This window comes from Mycobacterium sp. E2327 (assembly GCF_001672675.1).
Classification (GTDB): Bacteria; Actinomycetota; Actinomycetes; order Mycobacteriales; family Mycobacteriaceae; genus Mycobacterium.
Genome location: NZ_LZKE01000249.1, coordinates 1 through 15,297 on the forward strand (window position 1 = coordinate 1; position 15,297 = coordinate 15,297).

12 protein-coding genes and 1 pseudogene are annotated in these 15,297 nt (G+C 69.6%); 5 read left to right on the forward strand and 8 right to left on the reverse strand.

From position 1 onward, the window contains the following. The 4 genes from A5712_RS28450 to A5712_RS28465 all read right to left on the reverse strand — a co-directional run. The coding region (locus A5712_RS28450; RefSeq protein ID WP_231982268.1) for an enoyl-CoA hydratase/isomerase family protein at positions 1-575 on the reverse strand (575 nt) is incomplete at its 3' end. Between the two features lie 2 nt (positions 576-577). Beyond that, positions 578-2,092: a fatty-acid--CoA ligase FadD4 gene (fadD4, locus tag A5712_RS28455; RefSeq protein ID WP_068113416.1), complete on the reverse strand. Its 1,515-nt coding sequence runs from the start codon at positions 2,090-2,092 to the stop codon at positions 578-580. A 33-nt stretch (positions 2,093-2,125) separates the two neighbouring features. After that, positions 2,126-3,157 carry an S-adenosylmethionine:tRNA ribosyltransferase-isomerase gene (locus A5712_RS28460; protein ID WP_068113419.1) on the reverse strand — a complete coding sequence of 344 codons (1,032 nt, stop codon included), beginning with the start codon at positions 3,155-3,157 and terminating at the stop codon, positions 2,126-2,128. Next, the gene (locus A5712_RS28465) at positions 3,154-3,867 is read right to left on the reverse strand and encodes an SDR family NAD(P)-dependent oxidoreductase (protein ID WP_068113422.1); all 714 of its coding nucleotides are present in this window, start codon (positions 3,865-3,867) and stop codon (positions 3,154-3,156) included. Before A5712_RS28465 ends, A5712_RS28460 begins: the two co-directional genes overlap by 4 nt. Before the next feature lie 61 nt (positions 3,868-3,928). Between A5712_RS28465 and soxR the strand changes: the two genes are divergently transcribed. Further along, positions 3,929-4,405 (forward strand): redox-sensitive transcriptional activator SoxR, encoded by a 477-nt coding sequence (soxR, locus tag A5712_RS28470; RefSeq protein WP_068113423.1) that lies wholly within the window; start codon positions 3,929-3,931, stop codon positions 4,403-4,405. Between the two features lie 76 nt (positions 4,406-4,481). Here the strand turns inward: soxR and A5712_RS28475 are convergent, their stop codons facing one another. From A5712_RS28475 to A5712_RS28485, 3 genes are all read right to left on the reverse strand, one after another. Continuing rightward, positions 4,482-6,308, reverse strand: coding sequence for a phosphoenolpyruvate carboxykinase (GTP) (locus tag A5712_RS28475; protein WP_068113426.1), 1,827 nt, complete (start codon positions 6,306-6,308; stop codon positions 4,482-4,484). A gap of 183 nt (positions 6,309-6,491) precedes the next feature. Next, positions 6,492-8,003 (reverse strand): hypothetical protein, encoded by a 1,512-nt coding sequence (locus A5712_RS28480; protein ID WP_068113444.1) that lies wholly within the window; start codon positions 8,001-8,003, stop codon positions 6,492-6,494. Then, positions 8,000-9,085, reverse strand: coding sequence for a hypothetical protein (locus A5712_RS28485; protein WP_068113442.1), 1,086 nt, complete (start codon positions 9,083-9,085; stop codon positions 8,000-8,002). Before A5712_RS28485 ends, A5712_RS28480 begins: the two co-directional genes overlap by 4 nt. Before the next feature lie 160 nt (positions 9,086-9,245). On the opposite strand from A5712_RS28485, the gene trmB reads away from it, so the two are divergent. The 3 genes from trmB to A5712_RS28500 are packed head-to-tail and all read left to right on the forward strand — an operon-like array spanning position 9,246 to position 13,668. Continuing rightward, positions 9,246-10,064 (forward strand): tRNA (guanosine(46)-N7)-methyltransferase TrmB, encoded by an 819-nt coding sequence (trmB, locus tag A5712_RS28490; protein WP_369830444.1) that lies wholly within the window; start codon positions 9,246-9,248, stop codon positions 10,062-10,064. 18 nt (positions 10,065-10,082) lie between these two features. Continuing rightward, positions 10,083-10,793 (forward strand): NYN domain-containing protein, encoded by a 711-nt coding sequence (locus A5712_RS28495; RefSeq protein WP_068113432.1) that lies wholly within the window; start codon positions 10,083-10,085, stop codon positions 10,791-10,793. Between the two features lie 49 nt (positions 10,794-10,842). Further along, positions 10,843-13,668, forward strand: coding sequence for an MMPL family transporter (locus A5712_RS28500; protein ID WP_068113435.1), 2,826 nt, complete (start codon positions 10,843-10,845; stop codon positions 13,666-13,668). Between the two features lie 7 nt (positions 13,669-13,675). Here A5712_RS28500 and A5712_RS28505 read toward each other — a convergent pair whose 3' ends face one another. Next, the gene (locus A5712_RS28505; RefSeq protein ID WP_068113438.1) at positions 13,676-14,833 is read right to left on the reverse strand and encodes an AI-2E family transporter; all 1,158 of its coding nucleotides are present in this window, start codon (positions 14,831-14,833) and stop codon (positions 13,676-13,678) included. 148 nt (positions 14,834-14,981) lie between these two features. Between A5712_RS28505 and A5712_RS28510 the strand changes: the two are divergent. Continuing rightward, positions 14,982-15,297: pseudogene (locus A5712_RS28510) on the forward strand (TIGR00374 family protein); the annotation flags it as partial.

Below are 15,297 nucleotides of genomic sequence, written 5' to 3' on the forward strand. Positions count from 1 at the left end.
AGGTCCCCGCCGCTGCCGAACGATGGACCGTTGCCGCTCAACACGATCCCGGTCACCGAGGTGTCCAGCAGCGCCACTGTCAGCGCCTCGAGCAGCGCGGCACGCGCATCGGTCGAAAACGCATTGTGGCGCTGCGGCCGGTTGAACGTGATCCGCAACGTGTCCCCGTCGCGCCGGCCCAGCACCGGCTCGGCGATGTCGGGCATGCTTGCCGGGCCGCGTTCGGCCAGCCATCGCGCGAACTCCGGGCCGGCCTGCAGCGTGGAGTAGGCCAGCGATTCGGTCACCACCCCGGCCAGCGTGGGGCCCGCGGGATCGATCGCGCGCAGCACGTCGTCGCACACCGCGCTGGCGTGCGGCCACCGGTCACAGCGCTCGGTAAGCTCGGCCAGGGCGTCGGGCACCGAGTCGACGACGACGACCCTGCGATCGTCACACGGCTCTTCGGTCAGCGTGAAAGTGGCGCGGTCGAGCCATGATTCCGCGGCGTTCGCGATCGGCCCCACGGCAACCTGCACGCCGGGCAGCGCATCGTCACCGGGCTGCGGCGGCCCGCTCAGATCGACGACGCGCAGGGTCACACGGAGTACTTCTCGATCAGCCCGTTCTTGTAGAGCTTTCCGGTATCGGTGCGCGGCAGTTGCGCCTCGAAGGCGATCGAGCGTGGACATTTGTAGTGCGCCAGGCGGTCTCGCAGCCAGGCGGACAACTCGTCGGCGAACTGATCGGTGGCGTCGGCCGGGTCGACGGTCTGCACGGCCGCCATCACGCGCTGGCCCATCTCGTCGTCGGGAACGCCGAACACCGCGGCGTCCAACACCTTCGGATGGGTCACCAGCAGGTTCTCAGTCTCCTGCGGATAGATGTTCACCCCGCCGGAGATGATCATGTGGTGGCGCCGGTCCGTGAGGTACAAATAGCCCTCCTCGTCGAGATAACCGACGTCGCCCACCGTCACCCAGCCATTCGTGTTGCGCGACGCGGCGGTTTTGCTCGGGTCGTTGAGGTATTCGAAGGAGTGCCCGCCCTCAAAGTAGATCTCGCCGGGCTGGCCCGGCGGCAGCTCGGTGCCGTCCTCGCCGAGGATGTGCGCCGCGCCCAGATACGGTTTGCCGACCGAACCCGGGTGCGCCAGCCACTCCTCGGCGCTGATCAACGTCGCCCCGATCGCCTCCGACGAGGCGTAATACTCGTCGATGATCGGCCCCCACCAGTCGATCATCTGCTTCTTGATCTCCACCGGGCACGGGGCCGCGGCGTGCATCGCGCGCTTGAGGCTGGATAGGTCGTACGAATCACGAACGTCCGCAGGCAATTTCAGCATCCGGGTGAACATCGCCGGCACGAACTGGCCATGGGTGACGCGGTAGCGCTGGATGGCGTCCAGTGTGCCCTCGGCGTCGAACTTCTCCAGCACGACCGTGGTGATGCCGCCGGCCTGTGCGCTCATCGACCACACCGACGGCGCGGTGTGGTACAGCGGGGCCGGGCTCAGATAGATCGAATCGGGCGACATCCAGAACTCGACCAGCGCCGACATCATGCCGGGCGCCTCCGCGGGCGGCAGGTGCGGGAGGTCGCGCCGGATCCCCTTGGGCCGCCCGGTGGTGCCCGACGAGTACTGCAGCAGGTCGCCCTCGATCTCGTCGTCGATGGGCGTGTCGGGTTGCTGCGCAACGCATTCCGGGTAGCTTTCCCAGCCCGGCAGGTCGCCGTCGGCGATCATCAGCAGCTCGGGCAGCCGGGGTAGGTGTTCGCCCAGCTGCACCAGGGTGTCGCGCAGCGCCGCCGAACCGATGATCGCCTTGGCGTTGCTGTTGTCGACGATGTAGGCGGCCTCGGCCGCGGTCAGGTGGGTGTTGATCGGCACGTAGTACAAACCGCTGCGGCGGGCCGCCCACATCACCGCGTGGATGTGCTGGTTGTTCTCCATCAGGATCGCGACGGTGTCCCCCTCGCGCAGGCCGGCCTGGCGGAACCGATGCGCCAGTCGGTTCGCGCGGGCTTCCAGATCATCGAAGGTGACGACCGTCCCGGACGGGTAGAGGATCACGGCGGGCTTGTCGGCGCCGACATGCTGGCGAATCTGCATGCGCAGACTGTACGACGCCCGGTTTGACACGTGTCATGCGGGCAGCAGCAGGGCGCTGTCCCCGAATTCGTGCCACAGATAACCGCGTGCGACCGCCTCCCGGTAGGCCGCGGCGACAAGGTCGGGGCCAGCGACGGCCTCGAGCAGCAGCAGGTGTGAGGCGCCGGCGTCATGCCACCCGGTGACCAGGCCGTCGACCACCCGGCACGGGCGCTGCGGGCCGAGCACCAGGTCGGTCCAGCCGACGGCCGGCCGAACCACGCCGGCCGGGTCCGCGGCCGACTCCAGCGCGCGGGTCACCGTCGTGCCGACGGCGATCACCCGGTTGCCCGCCGCGCGCGCCGAGTTCACCAGCCGCGCGGTGGGCGCCGGAACTTCGAACAGCTCGGGGGTCGGCGGCTCGCCGGCCTCGGCCGACGACACCCCGGCGTGCAGGGTGATCGGCGCGATCCCGATCCCGGCGGAGACCAGCGCGGTCACCAGTTCGGTGCTGAACGGTCTTGCAGCGCTGGGCATTTCGGCGCTGCCGGCGGACCGCGCGAACACGGTCTGGTAATAACGCAGCGGCCACTCCCGCGGCACGTACGAATACCGGATCGGCCGCCCGTGCCGTGCGAGGTAGGCCCCCAGGTCGCCCTCGAGGATCACCCGCGCGGTCCACAGCCGGGCACCCTCGACCCCGGGTTCGGGATACGACGAGCCGATCACGAGCGCCGCCCCGCCGGGCAGGTCGACGCGTTCGCCGGGCCGCACATCGGTGAGGTGTCCAGCGGCGTCCGCCGCGGGCCGCAGTTCCACCACCCACTCCTTTTCGCGGCGCGCCGTCGAGAAGTGCACGGCGATGTCCCGCCCGCCGCGGCGGCCGTCGACCGCGGCGGGCATCGTGGCGGAGTTGTTCACCACCAGGAGGTCACCGGGTCGCAGGTGGTCACCGAGGTCGGCGAAGCGGGCGTGGCTGATCCGCCCCGGGCGGGCGACCAGCAGCCGGACCGCGTCGCGGGCCAGGCCGCGCGCTTCGGGCGGCTCGCTGGCGTCGGAGCCCGGGGGGCGCTGGAAGTGGATCATGACAGCGCACCGGCCAACAGCTCCGTGGCCCGGTAACGACCCCCCGGCGGCCGGGTGTCCAAGAGGTCCAGCAAGGCGGGCACGACGGCCTCCGGTTCGGCGCGATCGGAGATGTCCTCTCCGGGAAAAGCGGCCTGGTGCATCTCGGTCCGCATGTCGCCCGGGTCGAAGGCGTACACGCGAACCGCCGCCACCTCGGCCGCCAGGACGGCCGACAGCTGATCCAGCGCGGCCTTCGACGACCCGTATCCGCCCCAGCCGGCATACGGCTCGACGGCGGCGTCGGACGACACGTTGACGATCACCCCGGCGTTGTCGGCGAGCGCCGGCAGCGCCGCCCGGGCCAGCGCCAGCGGCGCGAACACGTTGGTCTCGTACACGTCCCGCAAGTCGCTCTCCGGGTAGTCGGCGAGCGCGGGCTGCGGGCTGGGCCCTAGCCGGCTGGCGTTGTTCACCAGCAGGCTAACGGGACCGGCGCCCAGCGCGGCGGCGATCAGGGCGTCACGGTGCGACGAGTCCGTGACGTCGCCGGGCAATCCGATGAATCGCTCCGAATTAAGTTCGGCTGCAGTGGCATTGAGTTCGTGGGCGCGGCGGGCGTCGGCGACGACGGTCCATCCCCGGCCGAGCAGGGCGGCGGCCAGCGCCCTGCCGAGGCCGCGGGAGGCGCCGGTGACGATTGCGACGGGACTGGGTTGCGGTTGAGTCATACGGCCCATACTGATAGTTGAAGTAAACTTTAAGTCAAGTCCTCAATCGGGAAAGGCCGCAATGGACAAGCGTGATCTGTTCACCGTCAGCGAGATCGCCCGGCGCAGCGGCTTCGCCGCCTCGGCGATCCGCTTCTACGAAAGCCAGGGCCTCATCACGGCGACCCGGACGTCGGGCAATCAGCGCCGCTTCGAACGGCAGATGCTGCGCCGCCTGGCCTTCATCAAGGCCGCCCGCAACGTCGGGCTGAGCCTGGACGAGGTCGCTGACGCGTTGGCCACCCTCCCCGACGGCCGCACCCCGACCCGCGCCGACTGGGCCCGGCTGTCCAAGAGCTGGCGCGCCCGCCTCGACGACCAGATCGCCGGCTTGATCGCGCTGCGCGACAACCTCGACTCCTGCATCGGCTGCGGCTGCCTCTCATTGAAGCGCTGCGCCATCTCCAACCCGGGCGACCTGGCGGCCGGCGCCGGAGCGGGCGCGGTGTATCTGCCGAAATCGCTGCGCCGGCAAGTCACGGGTGCCCAGCAGACGTAAAAGTCCCCGATTCCGGCACGGAATGGGGGCTTTTACGTTCCCCCGCAAGCGGGAGGTGCCCCCAGTTCGCGGAAGTTTAGGCCTCGGCGAGTCGCTGCTTGAGCGCCTCGAACTCGTCCTTCACGCCGGTCGGCAGCTTGTCGCCGACGAACTCGAACCACTCCTCGATCAGCGGCAGTTCCCGGCGCCACTCGTCGGCGTTGACGGCCAGCGCCTGCGCGACCTCGTCGCTGTCGGCGTCGAGGCCGTCCAGGTCCAGGTCCGCCGCGGTCGGCACGACACCGATCGGGGTGTCCTGGCCGCCGGCCCGGTGCTCGATGCGGTCGACGATCCACTTCAGCACGCGGCTGTTCTCGCCGAAGCCCGGCCACAGGAACTGGCCCTCGTCACCGCGGCGGAACCAGTTGACGAAGAACACCTTCGGCAGCTTGGACTCGTCGGAGTTCTTGCCCAGGTCCAGCCAGTGCTGGAAGTAGTCGCCGACGTGGTAGCCCAGGAACGGCAGCATGGCCATCGGGTCGCGGCGCACGGTGCCGACCTTGCCCTCGGCGGCGGCGGTCTGCTCGCTGCCCATGGTCGCGCCCATGAACACGCCGTGCTGCCAGTCGCGGGCCTCGGTCACCAGCGGCACCGTGGTCTTGCGGCGCGCGCCGAACAGGATGCCCGAGATCGGCACGCCCTGCGGGTCGTCCCACTCCGGCGCCAGGATCGGGCACTGTGACATCGGCGTGCAGTACCGCGAATTCGGGTGCGCGGCTTTCGTTTCCGTGTCCCGGATGTACCAGTCGTTGCCCTTCCAGTCGATCAGGTGGTCCGGCTCGCCCTCCAGGCCTTCCCACCACACCTCGTCGTCGTCGGTCAGCGCGACGTTGGTGAACACGGTGTTGCCCGCGGCGATGGTGCGCATCGCGTTGGGGTTGGACTTCCAGTTGGTGCCCGGCGCGACGCCGAAGAAGCCGAACTCGGGGTTGACGGCGTACAGCCGGCCGTCCTTGCCGAACCGCATCCAGGCGATGTCGTCGCCGAGCGTCTCGGCGCGCCAGCCCGGGATCGTCGGCTGCAGCATGGCCAGGTTGGTCTTGCCGCAGGCCGACGGGAACGCCGCGGCGAAGTAGTAGGCCTTGTTCTCCGGGGAGATCAGCTTGAGGATCAGCATGTGCTCGGCGAGCCAGCCCTCGTCGTGGGCCATGGCCGAGGCAATGCGCAGCGAGTAGCACTTCTTGCCCAGCAGGGCGTTGCCGCCGTAGCCGGAGCCGTAGCTCATGATCTCGCGGGTCTCGGGGAAGTGGGTGATGTACTTGGTCTCGTTGCACGGCCACGGCACGTCCTTTTGGCCGGGCTCGAGCGGGGCGCCGACCGAGTGCAGCGCCTTGACGAAGAAGCCGTCGTCGCCCATCTTCTCCAGGGCCGCCTTGCCCATCCGGGTCATCACCTTCATCGAGACGACGACGTATTCGGAGTCGGTGATCTCCACGCCCAGCTTGGGGTCGTCGGCACCGAGCGGGCCCATGCAGAACGGCACCACATACATGGTGCGGCCGCGCATGCAGCCGCGGTACAGGTCCTTGAGGGTGGACCGCATCTCCGCGGGGTCCATCCAGTTGTTGGTCGGGCCGGCGTCGATCTGCCGCTCGGAGCAGATGAAGGTCCGCGACTCGACGCGCGCCACGTCGGACGGGTCGGACAGCGCCAGGAAGGAGTTGGGGTACTCCTTGGGGTTCAGCCGCTTGAAGGTGCCGGCCTCGACGAGCTGGTCGGTGAGCCGCTGCCATTCCTCGTCGGAACCGTCAGCGAAGACCACCCGGTCGGGCTGGGTGAGCTCGGCGACCTCCTCCACCCAGGACAGCAGCCCTTGGTGCTTGGTGGGCGCGGTGTCCAAACCGGGGATGGTCGCTGAAGTCATCGAAGTCTCCTGGATTCTTCTGCCTGCTTACTCGGCTCGTATTTGAGTTGCCTTGCTATGCCCTCGCCCACACAACTATTTACATGGTGGCGTTAACTACAGGTTATCGTGAGCCACTTGTCGGGGAGGTCTCGGGCGGGTATAAGCCTTCTCACAACAACGATTCAGAAACAGGGTCAAACGTCACCCGTCGTCGCCATCATCGCTCCTTGAAGCCGTTTCAGCGGTGTCGATCTCGGGTTGGGGTATACCCGGTTGTCCGAGTTCTGCACGCACCGCGTCCAGCGCAGCCTGGATGGTCGGCATCTCCCGGTCGCGCACCGCGGCCGCCCGCGCCGCCGCGATCGCGTGCTCCCGCAGTTCGCTGTCGATGGCGCTGACCTGGTCGGCCACCTGCGCGTTCTCCGCCTCGTCGCGGGCCACCAGCTCGGTGCTCAGCAACGACTCGGCGACCAGCACCCGGGTCGCCACCAGCTCCTCCACCGTCGACTGCAGCGACGACGTGACGTCGCCCGCCCAGCGGTCCAGCAGCGCCCGGTCGCGCAGCAGGCCGCGGATGTGCACGACCACGAACGTGACCGCCACCCCGATGGCAACGCATGCCACCGCGCCCGCGGCGGCCAGCGCGGGGCTGAGCCGGGAGGCCAGCCCGCCGACCAGCCGGCTGAGCGTCAGCGCCACCCCCAGCCCGAAGCCGGCGCCCAGCAGCATCATGAGCCAGGTTTCGTGCCGCCGCGATTTCAGGGGCGCGGGCGCGACCTCGACCGTCGGCAGCTTCTCGACACCGGGCAGGGCCAGCGGCACCCCCAACACCTGCGCGACCTCGGCGAGGTGGGTGCTGGTTCCCTCGCCCACCTCGGCCACCACCTCGTCGACGCGGCCGCGCGCGTAGTCACTGAAGCCGGACATCTGCCGCCTCGACAGACCGGCGGCGTCCTCTTGCAGCTCCGTGCGCACCGACGAACACCGGTTGCGCGCGAAGTAGGACAACTGGACGCGAGCCTGCTGGATCTGGCCGCGCAGCGTGATGGTGCGCTCGGTTTTCGCCTGCCGGCGCTGCCGCAGGGCCCCGCTGCGCTCCTCGCGCAACGCGTCGACCCGCGCCCGCCGTCCGGCGCCCTCGGCGTCGCGGTCGATGCGCTCGGCGACCCCCTGCAGCCGGGATTCCCAGGCCCGCAACCTGTTTCGCCGGGGAATGTCGGGATCGGCGAGTTGCTCGTCGACCGTCCGCACCAGGTCGTCGACGCTCGGGTCGCCCAGGTCGGGCAGGGCGGCCGCGCCGACCCAGGGCACCCGGGCGTACCTCGGCGCGTGCGCGACCAGGGTGTCGCGGTTGGCGGCGAGGACGTCGCGCCAGTTGCGGTGCACGTCGGTCTTGGACACCACGGCGACGACCACGTCGGTGTGCTCGGCGGCGGCATCCAGCAGTACGCAGTCCGATCCGGTCAGCTGCGCCGCCGCGGAGACGACGAACACCACCGCGATCGGCGCATCGCCGGGTCCCAGGTCCGCCGACTCGACGAACTTGTGCTGCGGCAGCCGTTCGCGCAGCGCCGAAACCACGGCGGTGACGCCGGCCAGCCACGGCCCGGTCACCAACACCACGTCGCGGCGGTTGATCCCGGGCGAATCCAACCGGGGCCCGATCGCCGCCACCAGCGCGTCCACGTCGGCGGCCGGGTCGTCGCCGCTCACCGTGGCTCCCCGGGCAGCGGCCCGCAGGCCTGCGACCACAGCCGCAGCGATCCCCGGGCGATGTCCGCGCCGCAGGCGCGCTGCAGATCACTCACCGGTCCCAGCCTGCCAAGGCTGTAGCGCTGCCAGCGCACCGCCCGGGGTAGCTGGGCCGCGGGATCGTCAGGAACGTCGGCGCCGGGGTCGTGCCAGGCAGCCTCGGCCAGGTCAACCGCGGCCGCCATCCGGGCGACCACCGCGTCGTCGCTGGCCAAAAAGTTGCTGATCGCCTCGCCGTCCGGGCCGGCGGCGACGGCCAGGGCCTCCAATTCCGCGACCGCCCGGAGCACCCGCTGGTAGCGCACCTGCGCGCCGATCACCGCGACCTTGTCCAGGACGGCGTCGACGCCGCTCAGCCGGCGCAACAGGGCCCGCGCCTGTGCCGGCGTCCTGCCCCGCCGGGCCGCGGCGATGCCCAGGGCCGTGCCGAACAGGTCCAGGGTGTCGAGCAGGCGCAGCCGGACGGCGGTCGGCACCGGATTTTCCGCCGCCAGGAACCCGGCGAACGAGCCGTCGAGGCAGCCCGCGCCGGCGGGATCGGCGGCGAGGACCCGCAGCGCCGCCCACAACTCGTCGTCCAGGCCGTCGAGCGCGGCGACGGCGAACAGCCCGATCATCGGTTCGATCGGGTGCCCGAGCAGCGCGGCGAGCCGGGCGCAGCGTTGGCGCGCCGCCGCGATCGGCCCGTCGCCGCCCCGCCCGGAAAGCGAGCCGGCGAGGTCGGCCTTGTTCAGCACGGCCAGCACGGGGCGCCCGGCGGCGGCGACGGCCTCGGCGTCCTCGGGCTTGATCACCTCGGCCGTGACGTACACCACCACGTCGGCCCCGGCCGGCGTCCCCGCCGTCGCGGCGATCCCGCACCCGGCTCCCGCGAGGTTCAGGGCGTGCGCCACGGTGCGGCAACCGACGCCGCGTCGACCGCGCACGGCCACGCGCAGCGGGGCGCCGGCCCGTTCGGTGATCGCGGTCACGCGCGGGTCGGCGCGGCCGGCGGCAAAGCGCGCCAGCTCGTCGACGAAAAGTCTGTGCCCGTGTCCCGTCATCTGTCCTAGCCGTTCGATCGGATGGGCGTCCGTTTGCCGAACGGCCAGCCGGGTCTCACCGAATGGTGGCATCTGCGTCAGCGAGATGCGAGCCACCGCTAGCAGCAGAAGGCAACTGTTGGGTATCAATCTGGACCACGGGCGGCTACATCGGGGGTTCATAGGCCACCATGGACAAATGCATGCGCAACCCGGGGTCGGGACGTGTCCCGACGCGCCGGCGGCAGTGGAGGCTGGCCCGGAAAGTAAGGATGTGACTGGAGAACCGCCCGTTCCCGAACATCGCCGCCTCCCCGCCACGAGTTTCCGGTCGCGCCGTTCCGCGCTTTCGGAGGCTCAACGCCGCACCTGGGAGCGGCTATGGCCGAAACTGGGCATCTCGGTCGGGTCCGCGCCCGCCGGGGCTCCCCAGCCGCCCGAGCCGCTGGACACCCGCGCCTGGTTCGGCCGCGAGGCGCCGGTGGTGCTCGAAATCGGCTGCGGCAGCGGCATATCCACCCTCGCGATGGCCCAGGACGAGCCCGGCGTCGATGTGATCGCGGTGGAGATCTACCGCCGGGGCCTGGCGCAGCTGCTGTCCGCGATCGACCGCGAGCAGGTCGGCAACATCCGGTTGATCCGCGGGAACGCGATCGACGTGCTGGACCGCCTGATCGCCCCGGGTTCGCTGACCGGCGTCCGCGTCTTCTTTCCCGATCCCTGGCCCAAGGCCCGGCACCACAAGCGCCGGTTCCTGCAACCGAGCACGATTGGCCTGATCGCCGACCGGTTACTCCCTGGTGGTGTTCTGCACGCCGCGACGGACCATCCCGGCTACGCCGAGCAGATCGCCGAGGCCGGCGATGGCGAACCCCGGCTTCGGCGCGCCGAGGAGGGAAGCCGGCTGCCGATCTCGGTCGTGCGCCCCACCACCAAGTACGAGTCCAAGGCCCAAGAAGCGGGCAGCGCGGTGAACGAATTCATCTGGCTTAGGCGATGAGTTAGGCAGGCGATGGCAATGAGCCTGACAGAAGAGGCGACGGCATCGGAAGCGCTGGAAGCACCGGCGGTTCTGTCGGCCGAGGGCCTGAACAGCTTCCAGCCGCCGGCCGGGCGGGTGCTGCTGGTCTGGGACGCTCCCAACCTCGACATGGGCCTGGGCTCCATATTGGGGCGGCGCCCGACGGCCCTGGAGCGCCCCCGATTCGACGCCCTGGGCCGCTGGCTGTTGGCGCGAACCGCGGAGGTCAGCTCGGGACGCCCCGGCGTCGTCATCGAACCCGAGGCCACCGTCTTCACCAACATCGCCCCCGGCAGCGCCGACGTCGTCCGGCCCTGGGTCGACGCGTTACGTAACGTGGGGTTCGCGGTCTTCGCCAAGCCGAAGATCGATGAGGACAGTGACGTCGACCACGACATGCTGGCGCACATCGCGCGGCGGCAGTCCGAGGGGCTTGCGGCGCTGGTGGTGGCCTCCGCCGACGGCCAGGCCTTCCGTCAGCCGCTGGAAGAAATCGCGCGCACCGGGGTTCCCGTCCAGGTGATCGGATTTCGCGAACACGCGAGTTGGGCGCTAGCGTCGGATACCTTGGACTTCGTCGACCTGGAAGACATCGCCGGTGTGTTCCGGGAGCCGTTGCCGCGGATCGGTCTGGATTCGCTGCCTGACCATGGAGCATGGCTGCAGCCGTTCCGGCCGCTGTCCGCCCTTTTGACCACGCGTGTGTGAGACTGGGAACTCAATCCGCGGGTCACTACTGATCCAGTAAGGAGCTTACGTGTTCGCCTGGTGGGGACGAACTGTGTACCGCTATCGGTACATCGTCATCGGGGTCATGGTGGCTCTTTGCCTCGGCGGCGGCATTTTCGGGATGAGCCTGGGCAAACACGTTACGCAGAGCGGCTTTTACGACGACGGCAGCCAGTCCGTCAAGGCCTCCGTCCTGGGTGACCAGACCTATGGCCGCGACCGCACCAGTCACATCGTCGCCACCTTCACCGCCCCCGACGGCAAGACCGTCGAGGACCCGGCGTGGCACCAGAAGATCGTCGACGAGCTGAACAAGTTCAAGAACGACCACCCCAACCAGGTCGTCGGCTGGGCGGGCTGGCTGGCGGTCGCCAATCCCGCCGACGCGCCCCCGCTGATCAAAGGGATGGCGACGGAGGACAAGAAGCACACCTTCGTGTCCATCCCGCTCAAGGGCGACGACGACGACTCGATCCTCAACAACTACAAGACCATCGCGCCGGACCTGCAGAAGCTCGACGGCGGCACCGTCCAGCTCGCGGGCCTGGAGCCGATCGCCAACGCCCTGACCGGAACCATCGCCACCGACCAGCGGCGGATGGAGGTCCTCGCCCTGCCGCTGGTGACGGTGGTGCTGTTCCTGGTGTTCGGCGGCGCGATCGCCGCCGGCCTGCCGGTCATCGTGGGCGGGCTGAGCATCGCGGGCGCAACTGGCATCCTGCGGTTCGTCGCCATGTTCGGGCCGGTGCACTACTTCGCCCAGCCGGTGGTCTCGCTGATCGGCCTCGGTATCGCCATCGACTACGGGCTATTCGTGGTGAGCCGGTTCCGGGAGGAGATCGCCGAAGGCTACGACACCGAGGCCGCCGTGCGACGCACCGTCATGACGGCCGGGCGCACGGTCACCTTCTCGGCGGTGCTCATCATCGCCTCGAGCGCCAGCCTGCTCGTGTTGCCGCAGGGCTTCGTGCATTCGCTGGTCTATGCGATCTTCGCCGCGGTCGGCCTGGCGGCGCTGCTGTCGATCACGTTGCTGCCGGCCTGCCTGGGCATCCTCGGCCGCCACGTCGACGCGCTGGGCGTGCGGACCGCGTTCCGGGTGCCCTTCCTGCGGAACTGGAAGGTGTCGCGCGCCTACCTCAACTGGCTCGCCGACCGGCTGCAGAAGACCAAGACCCGCGAAGAGGTCGAGGCCGGCTTCTGGGGCAAGCTGGTCAACTTCGTGATGAAGCGGCCGTTGGCGTTCGCCGTTCCCATCGCCGTCGGCATGATCCTGCTCGTCATCCCGCTCGGCAACCTGTCCTTCGGCGGCATGAGCGAGAAGTACCTGCCGCCCAACAACCCGGTACGGCAGGCGCAGGAGCACTTCGACAAGCTGTTCCCGGGCTACCGCACCGAGCAACTGACCATGGTGATCAAGAGCAACAACGGCAGCAAGGTCACCGACCAGCAGGTGGCCGACATCCGCAACAGGATCGCGCCGATCACCGGGTTCACCGACAAATCGTGGGAGGAGCGGCCGTGCCCGGCCATCGCGGGCAACCCCTGCGTCAACGGGCCGAACGGCACGACGCAGCCCAAAAACGACTCGGTGCGCGTCATTCAGAACGGGTTGTCCAACCGCAATGACGCCGCCAAGAAGATCGACGAACTGCGGTCCATAAACCCGCCGAAGGGCCTCACCCTCCTGGTTGGCGGCACGCCCGCGCTCGAGCAGGACAGCATCCACAGCTTGTTCGACAAGGCCCCGTTGATGCTGGCGCTGTTGCTCAGCGCCACGACCTTGCTGATGTTCCTCGCGTTCGGATCGGTGGTGTTGCCGATCAAGGCGGTGGTGATGAGCGCGCTGACGCTCGGGTCGACGCTGGGCATCCTGACCTGGATTTTCGTCGACGGGCACTTCTCGACGTGGCTGAACTTCACTCCGACGCCGCTGATGGTGGTGCTGATCGCGCTGGTGGTCGCGGTCGGTTTCGGCCTGGCCACCGACTACGAGGTGTTCCTGGTGTCCCGAATGGTCGAAGCCCGCGAACGCGGCATGTCCACCGCCGAGGCGATCCGGATCGGCACCGCGACCACGGGACGCCTGATCACGGCCGCCGCGCTGGTCCTCGCCGTGGTCGCCGCGTCATTCGTCTTCTCCGATCTCGTGCTGATGAAGTACCTGGCATTCGGGCTCATGGCGGCGCTGCTGCTGGACGCCACCGTGGTCCGCATGTTCCTGGTGCCGTCGGTGATGAAGCTGCTCGGCGACGACTGCTGGTGGGCCCCGCGCTGGGCCCGGCGCCTGCAGAACAAGATGGGGCTGGGCGAGATCGACCTGCCCGACGAGCGCAAGCGCCCCACCCTCAACGGCCGGCCCACCCGGCCACCGGTCGCGGCGGCCGCCCTGGCCGCGGGAGCGCCCCGCGCGCCGCACGACCCCACCCACCCCGGCTCGCTGGAGCCGTCGCGGGCGGCGCACCCCGACCAGCTGGAGCCCCGGCCCGCCAGGGACTTGGCGCCCGGTGCGCCGAGCACGCCGTCCGCCGCGAGCACCACCCGCCTGCAGGCCCAGTCGGTGGAGCCGAAGACCGCGCGCCTCTCGGCACCCGCCACCAACGCGGCCCCGTGGCCGTCGGCGTCACCGCGGCCACCCGCGCCGCCGACGCCGTCCAGCGGTCAGACGCGGGCCATTCCGGTCCCCGGCAACCATTCCGGTGACGCGCCGGCCCCCGGTGAGATGCCTGACGCCGAGCCCACCACCGAGAAACTCGACGCCCGCGGGCAAGGCGACAACGGCGACCGGCGTCGCAGGGGCGCCGGCGGGGGCGTCAGCGCCCAGGATCTGCTGCGTCGCGAGGGACGGATCTAAAGGCTGCTCAGTCGGGCTTGTCCGGTTCCGCCTGGACGACGACCCCGACCTCGTCGGCCTCCTCGGTCTGCTTTTCAGATTCGGCGGAGGGATCCCGGGCCAGCAGCACCTGAATCGCGTTGTTGAGGAACGCGACCGTGGGAACGGCGAGCAGGGCCCCGACGATCCCGGCGAGCACGCCGCCGGTGGAGATCGCCAGCACCACGGCGAGCGGATGGATGGAGACCGCGCGGCCCATCACCAGCGGCTGCAGCAAATGCGCCTCGAGCTGGTTCACCGCGATGAGCAGACCCAGCGTGATCAGCGCGTAGACCATGCCCTTGGCCAGCAGCGCGACCACCACCGCGAGCAGCCCCGAGACCAGCGCACCGATCAAAGGAATGAAGGCGCCGAGAAACACGACCGAGGCCAGCGGCAGCGCCAGCGGGATGCCCATGATCGCCAACCCGGTGCCGACGCCCGCGGCGTCGGTCAGGGCGACCAGGAAGGTGGCCCGCACGTAGCCGATCAGCGACCCGTATCCGGCGTTGCCCGCCTCGCGCACCCGGTCCCGGGCGTTCTCCGGGAAGATCTTGGTGACGTACTGCCAGATGTTGCGCCCGCCGTAGAGGAAGAAAATCAGCGTGAACAGGGCCAACACCGCGGCCGTCACCAGTTCGGTGATCGTCGCCGCGGTGGAGAGCGCACCGCTGGTCAGCTTGGACTGATTGTTGTGCAGCGCCTGGATCGCGGCGTTGCCCGCGTTGGAGATCTGTTCGCCGCGCAGATGCAACGGGCCCTCCATCAGCCACCGGCGGGAGGAGTCGATGCTGCGGCTGATCTGCTCGGTCAGGTCGGGCAGACCGTAGACGAATTGGATGATGACGAACGTCAGGATGCCGCCGAAAATCGCGAACCCGCCCAGCATGACCAGCGCCACCGCCGCCCCGCGCGGCAGGCCCCGTTTGTCGATCCAGTCGACGGCCGGAACCAGCAAAGCGCTGACCATCAGCGCCAGCAACACCGGAACCACGATTACTTCGAGCTTCTGCACCACCCAGAGCAGTGCGAGCACCGCGGCCAGGATGGCCAGCAAACGCCACGCCCAGGCGGCGGCCTTTCGGACCAGGGGTTCGACCGATGCGGCCTCGAAGGCCTCCGCGGCTCGTTCGGGGTTTGCCGGCATCAGCCCAGCCTATCTGGCGCCGGCGCGCTTCGACCGGCCGTGAGGTCGTCCCAGGTTCCGCCGGACCCGGCACGATCCGGTTACGACCGCGACACAGTCGGAGCTTCGCCTCGCTGGCCGCGCCACCTGCGCGGTTACCCTAAAGCACGTGTCGCACGACGCACCCGCCCGCAAGCTGGACCTGACGCGCGAAGAGACTCCGCGCGGCAGGTACTGGTGGGTGCGCTGGGTGATCCTCGGCATCGTCGCGATCGTGCTTGCTGTGGAGATCGCACTGGGCTGGCACCAGTTGGCGAAAGCCTGGATGAGCCTTTACGAGGCCAACTGGTGGTGGCTGATCGCGTCGGTGGTGGCGGCGGCCGCGTCCATGCACAGCTTCGCCCAGATCCAGCGCACCCTGCTGAAGTCGGCCGGCGTGCACGTCAAGCAGCTGCGATCGGAGGCCGCGTTTTACGCCGCCAACT